We start from the raw sequence: 17,638 nt of genomic DNA, 5'->3' as shown, positions 1-17,638 counted from the left end.
CGTCGGTATTATTAATTTATTCCGTCTCCAGCGCCAACCTGCAGGGCCACATCTAAGGGGAGATGCCGGTGCCGGTCGTCGGCTGGAATGGGCTTGATCGGTTCAACCTTCCGTACCTGCTCGGAGGCGATTATCGATCAGGATTTAGCGGTATTTTCGCATGCACAGCCATTGGGGAAAATCGCAATACTTTATGCCCTTGGCAAATCCCGTTATATCAAGGCCACAGCAGGCTTTGGCTGTGGCAAACTTGCCAGATGGAAACGATTCATTTGCTGGAAGCACTACAGCGCTTGCTAGGGAATACCCGGATGCTGACTGACACCACATCCATGGCCCCATTTTGCCTTGACCAACGTCGCAGATATCACGGCTTGGCACTGGCCGTTTTACACCCCGTCACGGTGACCGAGGTACAACAGATTGTACGCCTTGCAGCATCTGCAGGTGTATGCATTGTGCCGCAAGGCGGCAACACTGGGCTGGTCGGCGGCGCAACACCGTTACCGAACGGCAGGCACAGCCTGATTTTGAACTTGGCACGCCTGAACACCGTTCGAGGCTGGCAAGACGATACCATTACCGTTGAAAGCGGCATCGTGTTGGACCAACTGAATGGCTTGACAGCGGCACGTGGCTTGCAGCTACCGATTGATCTTGCATCCAGTGGCTCCGCGCAACTGGGTGGACTGATTGCCACCAACGCTGGTGGAATGCGGGTCATTCGTCACGGCATGATGCGGCAACAGGTATTGGGTCTGGAGGTGGTACTGGCCAATGGTGAAATCTGGTCAGATCTGCGACCGCTATTGAAAAACAATAGTGGTTATGATCTGAAACAGTTGTTCATCGGGGCAGAGGGAACGTTGGGTGTTGTAACGGCCGCCACGCTGAAACTGGCCCCGATCCCGAAACAGGTCGCCACGGCCTGGATTGCCCTACCAAACGTCGCCAAAGGCATGGCTCTATTGACACAATTGAAGCTACAGGCTGGTGATGCGTTGACCGCTTTCGAGTTGATCAGTCGGACCTGTATTGAACTGGTTGCCCGACATGTGACTGATCTTTCTCGCCCACTGGCAGAGGATGCTCCATGGTATGCCTTGGTGGAACTTGCAACCACCCATGATCGAATCAACCTTGACACCTTACTCGCCGATTGTCTGCAGCAGCAAGGCTTGCTGGACGCGGCATTGGCACAAAACCAAGCGCAGACAGTACAACTATGGCGGTGGCGCGAATTGATCCCGGAAGCACAACGGCTGGCTGGCGGCAACATCAAACATGACATCGCGGTTCCCTGCGGAGCCATACCTGCATTTGTGACCGAAGCAGAACAACGCTTGCAGGAACGCTTCCCGACGGTGGAGATCATCGCTTTTGGCCATGCTGGGGATGGCAATCTGCACTATAACGTCGCCCATACCCGAAGCACGCCTGTGGAGACTTTTCTGGACGAGACCGAAGTCAACGAAATTGTCTATGCCTTGGTACAAAAGGCAGGCGGTACTTTCAGCGCGGAACATGGCATTGGCCAATTGAAACGCGACCGGCTGGCAGACTGTGGAGACCCGACAGGCATACAGTTGATGCGTGGCATGAAAGCCTGGCTAGATCCAACTGGGTTATTCAACCCCGGCAAGGTGATATGAGCTTGCTCAAATCACCTTATCACACAGCCACATGGTCAACCCAACCAGTTGCACGACAGGGTTGAACTGCATCAGTTGTGAATATACCGCTCAAACACGAAGCCAAAATCCTTGACGCAATATTGCCGTCTAGCGCTGGTCAACCAGTCAAAGGCAGCTTGATTCAGCTCCTTGAATGCGTCCACGACCGACCCGCTGTGTGAGGCACTCCGGCCAAATGTGGCGGAGGCAACCTCCAGACTGTGGCGGGCATTTTCCAGCGCAATCTCGTTTTCATGACACAGATCCGCAATGCGGATCAGCGCTTTGTAAAGATCTTTCAATGGTTCCAGATGCTTTTTATGCACGTCGATGGAGAAGTGTTGGTCGCCTAGATCGAACTTGATTTCGACATCCATATCGATCGTACCAGCCGTTTCCAGCAACACATTGGCAATCTGGTGAGTATGGTAGCTATAGCGGCGCAACATACGTTTTTTACTGGCGGCACTGGTGCCATCCAGATGGATCAGCGCTTTATTGGTAAAGCAGTACTCGTCGGATTTGGACTTGATCAGGAAATAGATCTTCTCGTCGTCCTCATGCATCACATAATCATCTGCATCAACCTTATCGTAATCGGCCGGCCCGATCACCGATCCGATATCACTCAAACCCAACATATCTGCCGCCACTTTGCCAAACATGGTTTGCACCTTTCAGGTCAATGATTTATCACAGTAGAAATGCACCGGTTCCGGCAAGGTTTACCAACCGGCCAGATGAGCATAGTACATTGCCTGCCAACCGTGTCCATAGTTGATCGGTACACTGGGCCTGTTACGTTGCCGCCACTGTGACTATGATTCTGTCAATCAACCACGCTCTCCCATCTTGACAGGAGTTTCCCCCATGAGCATGACATTCTGGATTCAAACCCTGGAAAACGGCCATTGTTCAGAGGACAGTGATAACCATTCACTAATGTTCGATTATTGCGATGATCTGGATGAGCTTTGTGACGAACTGGGTGTTGCCAAGTTATCGTCCTTCACCGATGAAACCGATGTCGAATACAACATGGCTGATGATTTTGGCGATGACGATGATGATGATTCGTCGGATGACGACGATGACAAAGGCTATAGCGTAGAGGATATGGAATGGTTCGATGCCGAAGCCGGCCTGGCCACGCTCAAAGCGCTGCACATCCATTTGCAGGATCATCGAGAGGAATGGTTACCGCCCACTCAACAACGCATGCTGGTCGAAGAGCTGGCAAACTGCGTCGATGTACTGGAGAGTGTGATACCCCATAGCGGAAAGTTTCACTTGGCCGTGATCATGTGACTGCTGATCCGGTTTATTCCTGCCCGTTGTCAGATTTTCGCAGGATGAACGACCAAGCACATTTTCCAGGAATAGTCCCATGCCACGTTCCGCACTCATTGCCCAGCGACAATGCTTGCACAGTGATTGCCGCTCCAAATCAGATCAGGCAGACGCTCAAAATACATGCCGCATACAGCCGATGCGGCGGTCTACCTACTTGATCGGCTGTGTTGCCCTGCTTGCAAGCAGCACCCTCGCCTGGGCCAAGCCACAAGGCTGCCCGACGACCGGTGTTTACGTGCAGGTACTAGGGTCTGGCGGGCCTGAGTTGACCGGTCGTGCTCAGAGCAGTTACCTGATCTGGGATCACGGCCGCAGTCGGGTATTGATTGATGCGGGCCCTGGCAGTGCTGTGAACTTCGGTCGGGTGAGTGCACGGTTTGAAATGCTGGAGGCGATTGCCCTGACACATCTGCATACCGATCACAGCGCTGACCTGCCAGCCTACGTCAAGGCAGGCTTCTTTGGAGACCGATCCCGCGATTTGCCCGTGCTGGGACCAGACGGTAGCAGCCGTTTTCCACCGACCAGCGAATGGTTGAAGTCGCTGCTGGGTATGCAGGGTGGTGCCTATCGGTATCTGGAACGATTCGTTTCTGGTGATGATCAGGCCTCCTATCAGTTGCGACCACAAGATATTCTGCCGGAAGGCGAAGACAAAATGCCCGTGCTGCAACAAGACCGACTACAACTGACAGCCGCCAGTGTGGCACACGGGGCAGTTCCCGCCTTGGCCTGGCGCGTCGATATTGGTGAACATGCAGTGGTGTTTTCCGGCGATACCAATGGTAACGGCGAGGCCTTGATCAAACTGACCCGTGGCGCTGGTTTGCTGGTAGCTCACAATGCTGTACCCGAGGGCGCACAAGGTGTGGAACGGGCTCTGCACATGCCTCCGTCACGTATTGGCGAGATTGCGTCACTGAGCAAGGTCCAACATTTGTTACTTTCACATCGCATGCAACGCACCTTGGGGCAAGAAACAACGACAACTCGTACCATTCGCCATCATTATCAAGGCAAGCTGCAATTTGCCAATGATCTGGACTGTGTACCAATCCCCCGTCGTACAGATTGATTCGTGATCAATTCCGCGAGTAGCGCTTCCCAAGTACCAAGCCCCGTGATTCAATGCGGACGCCACACTGTTCAGGCACCACTCTTTGACAACAACGCTGACCACATCATGCCCTACGAACTGGAAAAACGATTGGTAGTCGGTTTGGCCTCCAGTGCTTTATTTGATCTGGCGGAATCCGATCAGGTGTTTCGCGAACAAGGTGAAGCCACCTATCGTCAATATCAACGTGACAAGCAACATCAGCCACTTGCACCGGGTGTTGCCTTTCCATTCATCAAACGATTGCTGTCAATCAACGCAGTCAATCCAGCAGACCCGCCCATTGAGGTGATCCTGTTGTCACGTAACGATCCAGACACAGGGATGCGGGTCATGGACACCATCAAGCATTACGAGCTGGACATGACACGGGCAGTATTCCTGCAGGGTCGCTCACCCTATCGCTATATTCCAGCACTGAACATCAGTCTATTCCTGTCCGCCAACGAAGATGACGTGAAGCAGGCCATGGAGGCCGGTTACCCTGCAGGTCAGGTGTTGCACTCCAATGCACCGGATGATCCGGACGATCACGAATTGCGGATTGCGTTAGATTTCGATGGCGTACTAGCCGACGATCAGGCCGAAGCGGTTTTCCAACACACCCGAGATATCGGCCGCTTTCATGCCCATGAACAGCAGCATGTCAACATACCGCACAATCCTGGCCCGTTGGCCCAGTTTCTGAAAAAACTGTCGCTGATCCAGCGCCAAGAGCTGGATCGCGCCAGTCAAGATCAACACTATCAACCTCGGTTACGAGTATCCATTGTCACCGCACGTAACGCACCATCTCATGAACGTGTCATCAACACCATGCGCAGTTGGGATATTTTTGTCAATGAGGCGTTTTTTCTGGGTGGTGTCGAGAAGAAACGCATTCTGGAAGTAATGCAGCCACACATCTTCTTTGATGATCAGCGCTTGCATCTGGAACCAACGTCAACAGTCCTGCCGTCCGTTCACATCCCGTTCGGGGTCACCAACGCGCCCCGTTCCAGTGAAAACACGCCAGCGGTCACTGATGCATAAGCGGCTCAGCATCATTGTTACGTTAGCCCACGTAGCAATGGTTCAGTAGAGCCTGCGAATCCAGCACCAGCCGCGCCTTTGTTTTTGTGATAAAACGCCCCAGATCAGCGCGTATATTGATCCACAATCCGCTGGATATCGCCAGATTGCCGCATCAAAGTCAAAATGGCATCCATCTGTTTGACAAATTCGTCTTTGTGAGCGAATCGTTCACCATCTACGCTGCTGTAGCCAATATGCCCATTCTCGATGGAAATTGTGGCCCCCTCTTGAATGTGAGCATGCTTGATATCATCGTAGATGCCATCCCGCCGCATCTGTGCAATCTCAGAGAGAATGGCCAACCGGTCGTTCAAATAGCAATCAATGCGCTTGTTGATCAGTTTGGTCAGATTGGTGCGGCTACCCGGGGCTTCCTGTACGGTGATCAAACCCATCTGCACTGCAGTCCAGAAGGGCTGCCCTCCCAGCACAAAGCCCATATTGTTGCCAAACGTCAAACCACGATAGTCATCCGGCCAACGCAAGCGTGGACTATCTGAAAACATCTCACGGCGACAAAACACCACCACTCGCTCCTCCAGAATCGGCACCGAATAAGGCCTGATCCAAGGTCGCTCAATCGGTCGATAGTACGGTGGCACCACACCCATGGCCATACCGGCCTCCACCTCGGCCAGCGCTCGTTTCCATGGCTTAGGGACCAGCTCCACCTTGAACCCCTTCAACTTGCTAGCAGCCATTCGTAATACATCAGGGTATATACCGGCCGCCTTGTCATTCTGCTTGTAGGCATACGGTGGATATGCATCATCAATCAGTAACGTCACGGTGGTATCGGCCGCGTAGGTCCAACCTGGTGCAAGTGCCACCAGTGCGATCAACAATTTGGTTTGCCACGGGCTCATTCCAGTCCCCTTGAATCATTTGCCGACAACATACTCCAGCCATTCCTCGACCGGACACTCATCACATTGGGTTGCCACATTTGCAGTCACGCATCTATCGCTTTCAATGTAGCAGACTGCAAGCCATTGATTTGACATTCAACAAAGCAATTTCCACATGACATGTCAATCTTCGCCAGCAATTCGCCAGCAACCAGACAGAACGTTCATAAATCGACTTTGGGAACTATTCTCAATGTGTAAAAGACCAACTTGAAAACACCTGCAGGCGTTACCCGGTTGTACACAATCCAACCGGAGGTGGATCACCCCACCGCTCAACAAACAATAAACCAAAGCAGACATTTGCGGATACTCATGCCAACATGCTGAATCCTTTATCCATTTGGTGACTCAACCCGTAACCGGTATGATCGCCGGGCTCCTCGTGTCACCTAGCCCATCCGCAATGTTCTGCACAGAAAGGAGCGTCATGCCAGAATCCTTGATTTCCTGGTTGAATGTGAAGCCATCCGGCGACATGGTCACGTTATTGGTGCTCGGCTTGCTACTGGCGGCCGGCGTGTTGGGGGCATCGCTTTGCCGACGCATGTTGCATGTCCCGTTCATTACCGGCTGTCTGTTATCCGGGCTGGCCATCGGCCCATCAGGTTTGAATCTGCTCACACAGTCCGGTCTGGATGAGTTCCGATTCATTGTCGATATTGCGCTTGGACTAGTACTATTTGAGCTAGGCAGGCGCATTGATGTGCGATGGCTACTGCGGGAACGCTGGCTATTGTTCACGGGCCTGATGGTCAGCGCCTTGACCTTTGCTGCACTCTTCCTAAGTCTCAGTCTGGCGGGGATTCCCACCCTACCGGCCAGCATGGTGGCTTCGATCGGCATTACCAGTTCCCCGGCGGTGGCATTGCTGCTGGTCCGTGAGCTGAAAGCCGAAGGTCAGTTGACCGAGCGCATGTTGCATCTGACCGCCTTGGGGAATGCGCTGGCCATCTTGCTGTTTGCAGTGTGCCTAAGTGCACATTACATGCAGCATCAACCTGCGTGGTATACCGCCATTATCCATTCGACCTATCGAGTCGTCGGTGGGTGCTTGTTGGGTTGGCTGGCTGCACGACTACTGACGCTACCGACAGTCCTGAAAATCGAATCCAGCATGCAACAAGGTACCTTGATCATTGCTGCAGTTGCCTTGGTAGTCGGTCTGGGCAGCAGCCTCGGATTGTCCTCGTTGATCGCCTTGCTGGTCATGGGCGCCACGACCCGCAGTACTCATGCGATGTGGTTCATTCGTGAAGATGAATTAGCGCCAATCAATGCCATGTTGTGCACGATTCTGTTCGTGTATACCGGCGCGCAGATTTCCTTGCGCTATTTACCGGAATTCATCGGGCTGGCGTTGGCCTTCATCGCCTTGCGCAGCGTAGTGATGACCACCACCACTGGGCTGCTTGCCTGGTTCAATGGGATCAGCTGGAAAAAGGGCATGTGGCTGGGTATCAGCCTGTTTCCGATGTCTGGTGTAGCCACCTTGCTAGCCTTGCATGTGTCCGCCCCCTATCCCGACTTTGGGGCAGAACTGTCCGCCTTGATGATCTCAGTGCTCGCATTGCTGGAACTGACCGGCCCGCTGGTACTACGTCTCGCCCTAACAGCCAGTGGCGAAGCCAAATCTTGAGCCCGCTAACGGAGCCCATATATGCTTGAATTCACCCCTTCCGAACCACTGACCTTTGGTATCGAGCTCGAACTGCAAATCGTCAACCGTCGAGATTTCAACTTGACGCGCGGCGCGCCCGATCTGTTGACGTTGATTGGTCGTAAAAAGCACAATTTCGACATCAAACCTGAAATCACCGAAAGCATGATTGAAGTCGGCAGCGCCATCCACCGCAGCCACCATGAAATGCTACAAGAGCTGCGCGAGATTCGCACACTGATGCTGGATTGCGCTGACAAGCTCAATCTCGGTATTGCAGGTGGTGGCTCCCACCCATTCCAGCACTGGGGCGACCAGCGCATCTATCCGAAAGAGCGGTACATGTTGGTGTCTGAGCTATATGGCTATCTGGCAAAACAATTTACAGTTTACGGCCAGCATATCCATATCGGCGTACCGGATGGTGATGCCGCAGTTCGACTGACACTCTTGCTGGGTCGCTATGTCCCGCATTTCATCGCCTTGTCAGCTTCGTCTCCATTTCACCAAGGTGTCGACACCTCGTTCCAGTCGTCTCGACTGACCAGCGTAAATGCGTTCCCGCTTTCCGGCTTCATGCCGATGCTGAGCTCTTGGGCCGATTTTCAGGCTTATTTCTCCAAAATGTCGAGCTATGGCATTGTCGCCAGCATGAAGGACTTCTATTGGGATATTCGCCCTAAACCTGAATATGGGACAGTCGAAGTTCGTGTCTGCGATACACCGTTACAACTGGAAACCTCGGTTGCATTGGCGGCCTATGCCAGAACACTGGCCGCCTATTTCTTAGATCATCCAGAATTATCGGCCCATCCGGATCTGTACCAAACTTATGCCTACAATCGCTTCCAGGCTTGCCGTTTTGGCATGGCCGGGACCTTGTCAGACGCGGAGACTGGTGCCCAGCCAGAACTGCGACAGGATTTGTTCACCACGCTGGATATGCTCAGCGAAACTGCAGCGCGGTTAGGGACGCAGGATGCACTGGGTTATCTGCGTGTACGGGCCATGCGCATGAAAACCGATGCCGACTGGATTCGCGAACAATTCCAGCAACACCGTATGTTGTCTGCCGTGGTGCAACGCCAGTGTGACTATTGGCGGGCGGGCAACGAAGACTGGGTGTTATAGCAATGGCACTGTGTTCAATACCATCGGTGTCATGGCCACCGACAAAATCAACAGAAAGTTAACTATATTGAGAAACAGGAAACTTGATTTGGCATTACCACTTGCATCGTATTGTTAAGCACTTGCTGACACACAGTTGGCTGATTTGTACTGGCGGATTGTGCACAGTAAGGTAAGGACAGCAATGGTCTATCGCATCTGGCTATGGGGTTTGCTGAGTATACTCTTCGTGCTCAGTCTTGCTCTGCCGGCCAAGCCCATCCAAGCTGAACCAGTAAAAACAGTTCATTTGGTCACCTCTGCTTATCCCCCTTACTTTGGGCCAACCTTACCCAATGAAGGCGTCATCAGCGAAATAGTGCGCGAAGCTTTTCGGCGCAGCGGTTATCACACCAAGCTGGAATTCCTCCCCTGGACGCGCTGCCTTGCCTATGCAAAGAATGGTCGGGTCGATGGCTTGTTTGGCGTATGGTATTTGAAAGAACGTGAAAGTTTCCTGATGTATTCCGATCCGATGCCACCCATACAGCTTGGCTTCTATACGCGCACCGACACCAGCATTCAGTTTCAGAGCTTTGAAGACCTGCGTCCTTATGTGATTGGAACAGTACAAAGCTACGGCGATCCACCCAATTTTGTGGCCGCCAAACTCACTACCGACCCGGCTCCTGATGACAAGCACAACTTGATCAAATTGGGGGCTGGTCGAGTTGATTTGATTCTGATCGAGAAAGGTGTCGCCCAATATCTGATCACCAATGAACTACCGCATCTTGGCAAGCAACTGATCTGGATCGATCCGCCCATTGCCACCATGCTGCAATATGTGGCTTTGTCTTTGAAGGCGCCTCGGGCAAAAGCATTGCGAGAGGCTTTCAACAAGGGCCTGCAATCCATGACGAATGACGGTCTGCTTAAGCAGATGATCGACCAATCCGGCGTCTTCTGACTCCCACCTCACCGCTCCCCCGGCTTCATTAGCGATAAGGTCAGTCCAACTCCTTTAATTGAGTCGGCATTTCCCCCTACCCACATTCCAACTGATGCATGTACAGAACCCGCGCTGGGCATGGATCTCGCCTTGCAGACCCTCCCGGCCCGGTCCATAGTGAATGGGCAAAATCGATGACCCATTCACAGGAGTGCAACATGCAAGATCTGAACTTCACCCATTGGCGAAACCTGATTGAGCAGTATTTGACCGAATTCGGCGTCAAGATTCTGGTGGCGATTGCCTTCTGGATCATTGGCCGTTGGCTGATCGGGCTGGCAAGTCGTTTGCTGTCCAGTTCACTGGAACGACAAAAGGTCGACCCGACCATGCTTCGCTATATCGGCAACATGGTCACCGTCACACTGAACATTATTCTGATCATTGGCATTCTGGGTTATTTCGGCATTCAGACCACGACATTTGCGGCATTGATTGCCGCAGCCGGTGTCGCCATTGGGATGGCTTGGTCAGGTTTGCTGGCTAACTTTGCGGCGGGGGCGTTTCTGGTTGCCTTACGGCCGTTCAAGGTAGGCGATTTTGTGACCGTAGCCGGCGTCACCGGCACCATCAAGGAAATCGGCCTGTTTTCGACCACAATCAATACACCAGACAATGTCATGACCATTGTGGGCAACAACAAAATCTTTGGCGACACCATTCAAAACTTCAGCCACAACCCTTATCGTCGTGTGGAGCTGAAATGTCAGCTGGCCGGGAATGCAGACCATGCCGCCGCCATCACGCTGCTGAAGCAGGAATTGGCCAAAGTTCCGAACGTAATGAAGGACCCGGCACCTGATGTGGAAATTCTCGAATTCAATCTGATTGGGCCTGTGTTGGCCGTTCGTCCTTATTGCCATAATGATCATTATTGGCAAGTGTATTTCGACGCAAACAAGGTAATGCGCGAAGCCCCTGCAGCAGCCGGCATGCCTGCACCGATCCCGTCACAAATGGTGTTGCTCCAGAACCAGAACGCTTGACCGTATAAAAACAGAAAGGGAGCCTGGGCTCCCTTTCTGTTTACACCTTATCGCCAAGCACCTTAGCAAGGCATTTGCGCCCCCTTACGAGCATAGAACCACCAGGTCACCAGCAAACAACTGATATAGAACGCGACAAAACAGTACAGTGCTGCATCCACCGAACCCGTCAGATCAATCGATGTACCGAAGCTCTTTGGAATGAAAAAGCCACCATATGCGCCAATTGCACCGGAAAAGCCCAGCACAGCCGCCGATTCCTTACCTGCATCCAATAAAGCTTGTCGTTGTGCGATATCACCCTTGCCTTGGGCCTCATGTTGCCGTTCTGTCAAGAAAATGATCGGAATCATCCGGAAAGTTGAGCCATTGCCAATACCTGTCAGCGCGAACAGTACGATGAACATCATCAGGAAACCCTGAAAGTTTCCGCCTACACCGTTGTGCGGCATGAAGCTCAATACCCCAAACACCGCAAATACCATGGCCAGGAATACCCACAATGTCACGCGTGCACCACCTAGCTTGTCCGAGACCCAGCCACCGATCGGACGTGTCAGCGCCCCTACCAGCGGCCCCAGAAAGGCATATTGTGTCGGATTGACATCTGGGAACTGTGACTTGGTCAACATCGCCAAACCAGCAGAGAAACCAATAAATGAGCCAAAGGTACCAATATAGAGCCAGCACATCAGCCAGTTGTGCTTGCGCTTGAAAATCACCGCTTGATCAGCAAATGATGCTTTGGCATCAGCAATGTCGTTCATACCAAACCAAGCCGCTATGGTGGCCATGACAATGAATGGTACCCAGACGAAACCCGCGTTTTGCAGCCAGATCTGCTTGGAGACGCCATCCTTGGTGAACACCGCCGGATCACCTGCCAATGCACCAAACACTGCAGTCGAGATCACAATCGGGGTCAGGAACTGCACCACAGACACTCCAAGGTTGCCAATCCCCGCGTTCAGTCCCGTCGCCAACCCCTTTTTTGCTTTCGGAAAGAAAAAGCTGATATTGGCCATGGACGAACTGAAATTTCCCCCTCCAAATCCACACAACAACGCCAGAATCAGCAAAGTCGGGTAGGACGTAGTCGGGTCCCGCAGGGCGAACCCCATACCCAAGGCAGGGATCAGCAAACTGGCAGTGGAAATCGCCGTCCATTTGCGCCCACCAAAGATCGGCACCAGAAATGAATAGAAAATGCGTAATGTCGCACCCGACAACGCGGGCAATGCAGTCAACCAAAACAGCTGGTTTTTGGTGAAAGTGAACCCCGCCTTATCGAGGTTGACCACCACCACGCTCCACAACATCCACACACTGAATGCCAGCATCAGGGCCGGAATGGAAATCCACAAATTGCGATAGGCGACCTTCTCACCTTCACTCTGCCAAAAGCCTGTATCTTCCGGCTCCCAGCGCTTAATCACATGCGTAGCCATTATTGATTACTCCGTCTTCACATTGCCATGTATCGGGCGCGGGGCACACCGCCGCCCGCACCCGATCAAGCCTTACTAGTACCAGCTAGGGCTTGGTTCACCTCTACCGCACAACTTTCCGGTTTGAAGCTGTAATGCATCCATACCAAGCTGACGCAGACCGTGCCGTACAACAGCATGAAACAGCTGGTACGAATGCCCGTCAGATCAACCAGGGCACCAAACATGATCGGCAGAATAAAGCCACCCAAGCCGCCGGCCAGGCCGACAATGCCTGATACGGCGCCAATGTTGTGGCTGAAATCATCTGAGATGAATTTGAATACCGATGCCTTGCCAATGGCCGTTGCAATCCCGACTATGAACAACAGTCCGGTGAATACCCAGGGACTGAGGCCAATATGCATGGTGACTGGACCATTGATAGTACTGACCACCATTTGCGTTTGCGGATAGCTGAGAAGGAAGAACGCTACCCAGCACACCCACATTACCCACCATGTGGTCTTGTAAGCACCATAGCGGTCAGATATCCAGCCCCCCAGTGCCCGCAACACGCCGCCAGGTAGAGAAAAACAGGCCGCCAGCAGCGCTGCCAGTCGCATGTCGAAGCCATACTCGCCGACATAGTATTTGGTCATCCACAAAGCCAATGCCACATAGCCACCAAATACAACCGAGTAGTACTGACAATAACGCCATACACGCGGGTCTTTCAGCATTTTCAGTTGCTCTCCAAACCCTGCAGTACCCGATACATTGTGGGCCGGGTTCGTGGCGGAGAACGCCCAGAATAACAAAGCGGCCACCAGCATGATCACCGAATACACTTGTGGCACGATGGTCCAAGTGCCACCGGCAGTGGCAATCAGCGCAGGTGCCAGGAATTTGGTGACAGCCGATCCGGAATTCCCCGCCCCAAACACCCCCATGGCCAGACCCTGCCGATTCTTGGGAAACCAGCGTGCGACATAGGGTGTCCCAACTGAGAATGAACCGCCAGCTAGACCAACAAACAGTCCCAACACCAGAAAATGCCAGTATTCCGTCGCGTATTGCATCAACCAGATCGGCAGCACTGTCGACAACATCAGCGCAAACAGTACAATACGACCGCCAAAGCGGTCGGTCCAGATGCCCAGTGGCACTCTAACCAGTGAACCAGTAAGCACAGGTGTCGCTGTCAACAAACCAAATTCGGTCTCGTTCAGCCCAAGTTGTTTTTTGATCGGAATGCCGATGATGGCGAACATCATCCACACCATGAAACAGACTGTGAATGCCGCAGTACTAGAAATCAGTACTGACATTTGCTTGCGACTCTCCTGAGCCATGATTGCTACCCCCGTAACGGACTGCACCGATCACCTTGTCCTGTCAGCCAAGGTTTTCACTCGATTGCATGCTATGCCCCTTCAAGGCTTAGGGATATTCACCGTAAGAAGTGCGGGCCGAGGGCGGAATGGCTAGGTCCACTAAATCCCGTGGCTAGCTAGACTTAGTCCGAAAGCACTATAAGGCCATCGGAAACGAACCTGATTGAAGGCAAATCCTTATTGATTGATTTAGCGTTTAGAACCTAGCCAAGATCTATCAAAAGTGGCCGTCAACGGGGGGGAGTTGCAGCACAAGAACCAGAATTTTGGTGTGATAAATAGGGGTGATAAACAGCAAATGAGCCCCGATCACGTTCACGCAAGAGGCGGCCCTTGGGAATAGATTTGTACAAGCAATAACTGGACTAACAGCAAGACCATGGCATATCAGGCCACTTGGCATACTTACATTCGCAATTTGAAAATTAACATAAGCATTTGATTTAACAATTACTCAATGTAAAACGAATCTTCTTTCGCGTTTTTTCCAATTATCATAAGCACGCTTTTGATTCGAGTAGTGGATATTTCATGCGGAAAACAGCAATCTTCGCCATGCCCTGGAAAACTATTGCATCACCCCAGTGTGTCAAAGCACAAACCCAGCATGATGGCGTATCAACTGAGAAAGCAGCGATGCGCGACCTATCACATGGGAAAGTGCGATGAAACCTGTCAGGATATGCCTGCTCTGTCTATGGACGTGCATTGGCTATGTCTATGCCAGCCCACTCACTATTGTGTATCGCGATCATGTCGAAACCTTCAGTGATGCCCAATTGCAAGCGCTCCCTCAAGCAGGCCTGCGAACGGCAACCCAATGGAACCCCAAAGAAATCGATTTTCAAGGGCCGTTGCTGTCAACAATCCTTAAGTTACGCCATGCTAGTACCGTGACGGTTGTAGCATCCAATGGCTATGTGTCCGCCCTACCGTTGACAGATATTGAGCGCTACCAACCGATCCTAGCCATATCAGGCAACGGTCAACGCCTCACCATCAAAGAGAAGGGGCCATATATGACCCTGTTTCCTTATAGCCAATATTCTGAGCTTCGACGCTCATCGCGTGAAAACCTGTATGTATGGTACGTGAAGAAAATCATCGTTCGTTAGGCAGTATTCTGCGTCAATGGCGTAGCTACCCTGCAGGTAAGGGTATTATTGTTGTTGGCATTCTGGCGGTATTGGCCATTACTTTCATCGCTGTCGAACTGGTGGATCTGTACCGGAATCTGGATTCCCAGCAGAATTCGCGTGATCTGTTCTGGCTACCCTCTCGCATGGATCGAGAATTGGGATTACTTGCCGAAGAAGCCGCGTTGACCTTGGCCAAAAAACCATCGCACGATGTCCCAGTGACAATGCGTATTGATTTTGTGAACAGCCGCCTGGAAGACATCCTTAATGCCAATTTTGGTAGCCAGCGCTACTTGAAAGCTGTTGATGGTTTTGACGCCTATGTGAATCGACTACAAGCCCTGACTGCCTACATGCAAGACATCAAAGGTCGGCTCAATCCTCCTGTGTTGGAAGAATTGATCCACAAAGTTGCAGTAGAACGGGAGCGTAGTGAAGCATTTTCCAATCAGACCCGCCTGATGGAACAACAATTCAATGAGGACCGAGAACAACGTATCCAGCAAACAACACGCACCATCATGTTGTTGCTGGTGATTGCAATTGGTCTCTTGTTGATGGTCTGCATCATTCTGCATATTGAAGCCCGCCGTTTTCGTGCGCAACTTCTGCAGCAGCAGCAAGAGAATGTTGCCCGTAATACAGTATTGGCAGGAATCAGCCACGAATTCCGCTCACCCTTGCAAAGTATCGCCACCAACGTGCGGATCATCGCCAAATCGCTCCCATTAGGAAATTCAGCAACAAAGGCTGTCCAACGGTTGAACGCTTCCATGCTGCATCTAGAATCCATTATTGATGGGATGATTGACCAAGCCGCCATCTGTAGCGAACAACTTACCCTCACCAGCGAGCCAACTGACTTACAACATGTCGTCAATCAAGTTGTTGACGCTCTCACCTATCGTGCGGAGCAACGTGGGATTTCATTGTTGACTGATCTGAGGCACATCCGACACATCATGTCAGATGAAAAACGGCTACGGCAGATATTGTGGAATTTGGCATCCAACGGGGTGAAATATACAGATACGGGTAGCGTGACCATCAACGTCGAAATCCAGATTGACAGTGACCCGTTATTGATTCTGACTGTCAAGGATACGGGCGTTGGTATTCCCTCCAACTTTCTGAAGCGTGTCCAAGAGCCATTTCAGCAAGGTCCCAACAAGCGTGGCGGCACCGGCTTGGGACTCTGGATCGTCAAAAGCCTGGTCGAGGCCATGGGTGGCCATATCAACATACACAGCCTGGTGGACAATGGCACAACCGTTACTGTGTTTATCCCTGTGCAACTGGCAGCCTCATCCTACATAGCAGGTATTCAATCCGTACTATTGGTGGACAATGACCCAGCCATTCGCCAATCGCTGCAAGAAATGCTATTGCAGCTTGGGATGCGGTGCCAGTGCGCATCTTCTGAGTCAGAAGCTAAATCGATGATGGACAATAATCAATTCGATGCCATCATTTGTGACAGTGATCTCGACACGGCCAATATTTACGATGAAACCAAAGTCTCTCGGCCATTTGCAATTATCACCACCTCAGCACATGACAGTCATCAGCCAGAAACTGTAACCCAGCCTTTTTCCGCTCGATTGAACAAACCCATTTCAGAAAGTCAGCTTAAGGAAACACTTGCTCAACTGCAATGAACTGCAGTGACCAGTTTCACCACCTTAAACCTAAAGATATCAAACAAAAGAAACCGGGCAGCAATACTGACTCCCCGGTTTGCTTGTACCTTGCCCTACCACACATTAAGGCGCAGTAAAATGCCAACTATTGATCCGGCATAATTTTGTTTTAACCCATCTTGCTTTTAAAACGAAACCTTGTACACGTTTAAGTTAAAGCTACACCCTGCCGGATTAATGATCCTGCCCCAATCTAGTGGATATCAATCAGCCATCACACTAAAACAGGTAAATCACTGCGTACATTAACGAGAGGTGCAGATTTCACCAACATGTGTACCCCACCCCCCAACATAATTACCAAAGATCGTCATGTAGCCACGTGCATTTTTATAGTGGCCAGTACCACCAACAATGATGGCCTGCTCAGTCATTCCCTTGGCACTTTGCACGCCCGCTTCTGCTGCATAAATATCACCCCAAAAGGTTTTCAACACAGTGCGGCCTGTGAAGAACTGACGAGTTTGCGGAATCGGCAAAGCACCAGTCATCGGGGGTGCCTCCTTTTCGTTCGCTACGTTGGGAGTCACTGTACGACCTTGGTCAACACCCATGACAGACTCCATAGTCAAACCGGAGTAACCACGTCCCAGACCTGTTACGGTGGTCTTGAAGCAAGTATTGGGCTGCTTCAAATATGCGTTGCCTGGATAGGCTTCTGCAACCTTGCAGTCTGCATCGGGCTCCAGATGAACGGCACCGATCAAAGGACGGCAAAATTCAGCAGCAGATGCAGACAAAGCGACACCAGTGAGTAAAAGGGCAGTAGCAAATTTGGTGTAAGTTTTCACGTCTTACCTTTAGTGATTGAGGGTGAAAGAAAGTATACAAACGCATACCACAATATATGCTTTTGGCATTTTATATGCCATTATACCGGATCATTTCACAATCCACACCAAAACAGACGTACATCTCAAGTCACCAGGAAACCACCACCCTTTGCAATATTCAGAGTTCATTGGTCTAAATAAATCTGGGTCCCAACATAGGTGGTACCGTACCGACCTACTCGCGGCGGTGTTCATGAGTCGTTGCAACGTTACTCCGGAATTCAAACACGAAGGCGTTAGCCTAACGGT

The 17,638-nt window shown here is 51.6% G+C and carries 15 protein-coding genes; 10 read left to right on the top strand and 5 right to left on the bottom strand.

Features of this window, described 5'->3' with window-relative positions:
- Positions 1–257 precede the first annotated feature (257 nt).
- The gene (locus FFS57_RS13320) at positions 258–1,652 is read left to right on the top strand and encodes an FAD-binding oxidoreductase (protein WP_137938298.1); all 1,395 of its coding nucleotides are present in this window, start codon (positions 258–260) and stop codon (positions 1,650–1,652) included.
- 71 nt (positions 1,653–1,723) lie between these two features.
- On the opposite strand, the gene FFS57_RS13315 is transcribed toward FFS57_RS13320, so the two are convergent.
- The gene (locus tag FFS57_RS13315; RefSeq protein WP_137938297.1) at positions 1,724–2,338 is read right to left on the bottom strand and encodes a PH domain-containing protein; all 615 of its coding nucleotides are present in this window, start codon (positions 2,336–2,338) and stop codon (positions 1,724–1,726) included.
- A gap of 205 nt (positions 2,339–2,543) precedes the next feature.
- Between FFS57_RS13315 and FFS57_RS13310 the strand changes: the two genes are divergently transcribed.
- From FFS57_RS13310 to FFS57_RS13300, 3 genes are all read left to right on the top strand, one after another.
- Positions 2,544–2,981, top strand: coding sequence for a hypothetical protein (locus FFS57_RS13310; protein WP_137938296.1), 438 nt, complete (start codon positions 2,544–2,546; stop codon positions 2,979–2,981).
- 181 nt (positions 2,982–3,162) lie between these two features.
- Complete coding sequence (locus FFS57_RS13305; protein WP_171013922.1) at positions 3,163–4,101, top strand: MBL fold metallo-hydrolase; 939 nt, start codon at positions 3,163–3,165, stop codon at positions 4,099–4,101.
- A gap of 108 nt (positions 4,102–4,209) precedes the next feature.
- Positions 4,210–5,175, top strand: coding sequence for a 5'-nucleotidase (locus FFS57_RS13300; protein ID WP_137938294.1), 966 nt, complete (start codon positions 4,210–4,212; stop codon positions 5,173–5,175).
- Between the two features lie 104 nt (positions 5,176–5,279).
- Here FFS57_RS13300 and FFS57_RS13295 read toward each other — a convergent pair whose 3' ends face one another.
- Positions 5,280–6,083 carry a substrate-binding periplasmic protein gene (locus FFS57_RS13295; protein ID WP_137938293.1) on the bottom strand — a complete coding sequence of 268 codons (804 nt, stop codon included), beginning with the start codon at positions 6,081–6,083 and terminating at the stop codon, positions 5,280–5,282.
- A 472-nt stretch (positions 6,084–6,555) separates the two neighbouring features.
- Here FFS57_RS13295 and FFS57_RS13290 point away from each other — a divergent pair, with 472 nt between their 5' ends.
- The 4 genes from FFS57_RS13290 (at position 6,556) to FFS57_RS13275 (ending at position 10,893) form a co-directional block, all read left to right on the top strand.
- Positions 6,556–7,764 (top strand): cation:proton antiporter, encoded by a 1,209-nt coding sequence (locus FFS57_RS13290; protein ID WP_171013920.1) that lies wholly within the window; start codon positions 6,556–6,558, stop codon positions 7,762–7,764.
- 21 nt (positions 7,765–7,785) lie between these two features.
- The gene (locus tag FFS57_RS13285) at positions 7,786–8,916 is read left to right on the top strand and encodes a YbdK family carboxylate-amine ligase (RefSeq protein ID WP_137938291.1); all 1,131 of its coding nucleotides are present in this window, start codon (positions 7,786–7,788) and stop codon (positions 8,914–8,916) included.
- A gap of 229 nt (positions 8,917–9,145) precedes the next feature.
- Complete coding sequence (locus tag FFS57_RS13280) at positions 9,146–9,865, top strand: substrate-binding periplasmic protein (RefSeq protein ID WP_171013918.1); 720 nt, start codon at positions 9,146–9,148, stop codon at positions 9,863–9,865.
- 200 nt (positions 9,866–10,065) lie between these two features.
- Positions 10,066–10,893: a mechanosensitive ion channel family protein gene (locus tag FFS57_RS13275; protein WP_137938289.1), complete on the top strand. Its 828-nt coding sequence runs from the start codon at positions 10,066–10,068 to the stop codon at positions 10,891–10,893.
- A 62-nt stretch (positions 10,894–10,955) separates the two neighbouring features.
- On the opposite strand, the gene FFS57_RS13270 is transcribed toward FFS57_RS13275, so the two are convergent.
- Together FFS57_RS13270 and FFS57_RS13265 are read right to left on the bottom strand one after the other, a co-directional pair.
- A complete protein-coding gene (locus tag FFS57_RS13270; RefSeq protein ID WP_137938288.1) occupies positions 10,956–12,341 on the bottom strand; it encodes a NarK family nitrate/nitrite MFS transporter in 1,386 nt (461 codons plus the stop codon).
- Between the two features lie 65 nt (positions 12,342–12,406).
- Positions 12,407–13,651: an MFS transporter gene (locus FFS57_RS13265; protein ID WP_137938287.1), complete on the bottom strand. Its 1,245-nt coding sequence runs from the start codon at positions 13,649–13,651 to the stop codon at positions 12,407–12,409.
- Positions 13,652–14,382: 731 nt separating this feature from the next.
- Here FFS57_RS13265 and FFS57_RS13260 point away from each other — a divergent pair.
- Positions 14,383–14,832: a putative pterin-binding protein gene (locus FFS57_RS13260; protein WP_137938286.1), complete on the top strand. Its 450-nt coding sequence runs from the start codon at positions 14,383–14,385 to the stop codon at positions 14,830–14,832.
- The gene (locus FFS57_RS13255) at positions 14,802–16,514 is read left to right on the top strand and encodes an ATP-binding response regulator (protein ID WP_137938285.1); all 1,713 of its coding nucleotides are present in this window, start codon (positions 14,802–14,804) and stop codon (positions 16,512–16,514) included. The genes FFS57_RS13260 and FFS57_RS13255 overlap by 31 nt, the downstream gene beginning before the upstream one ends.
- Positions 16,515–16,801: 287 nt before the next feature.
- On the opposite strand, the gene FFS57_RS13250 is transcribed toward FFS57_RS13255, so the two are convergent.
- Positions 16,802–17,347 (bottom strand): hypothetical protein, encoded by a 546-nt coding sequence (locus FFS57_RS13250; RefSeq protein ID WP_137938284.1) that lies wholly within the window; start codon positions 17,345–17,347, stop codon positions 16,802–16,804.
- Between the last annotated feature and the right edge of the window lie 291 nt (positions 17,348–17,638).

This window comes from Chitinivorax sp. B (assembly GCF_005503445.1).
GTDB lineage: Bacteria > Pseudomonadota > Gammaproteobacteria > Burkholderiales > SCOH01 > Chitinivorax.
Note: the sequence above shows the minus strand (reverse complement) of the source record. Positions and strands in the feature narration are given on the sequence as shown.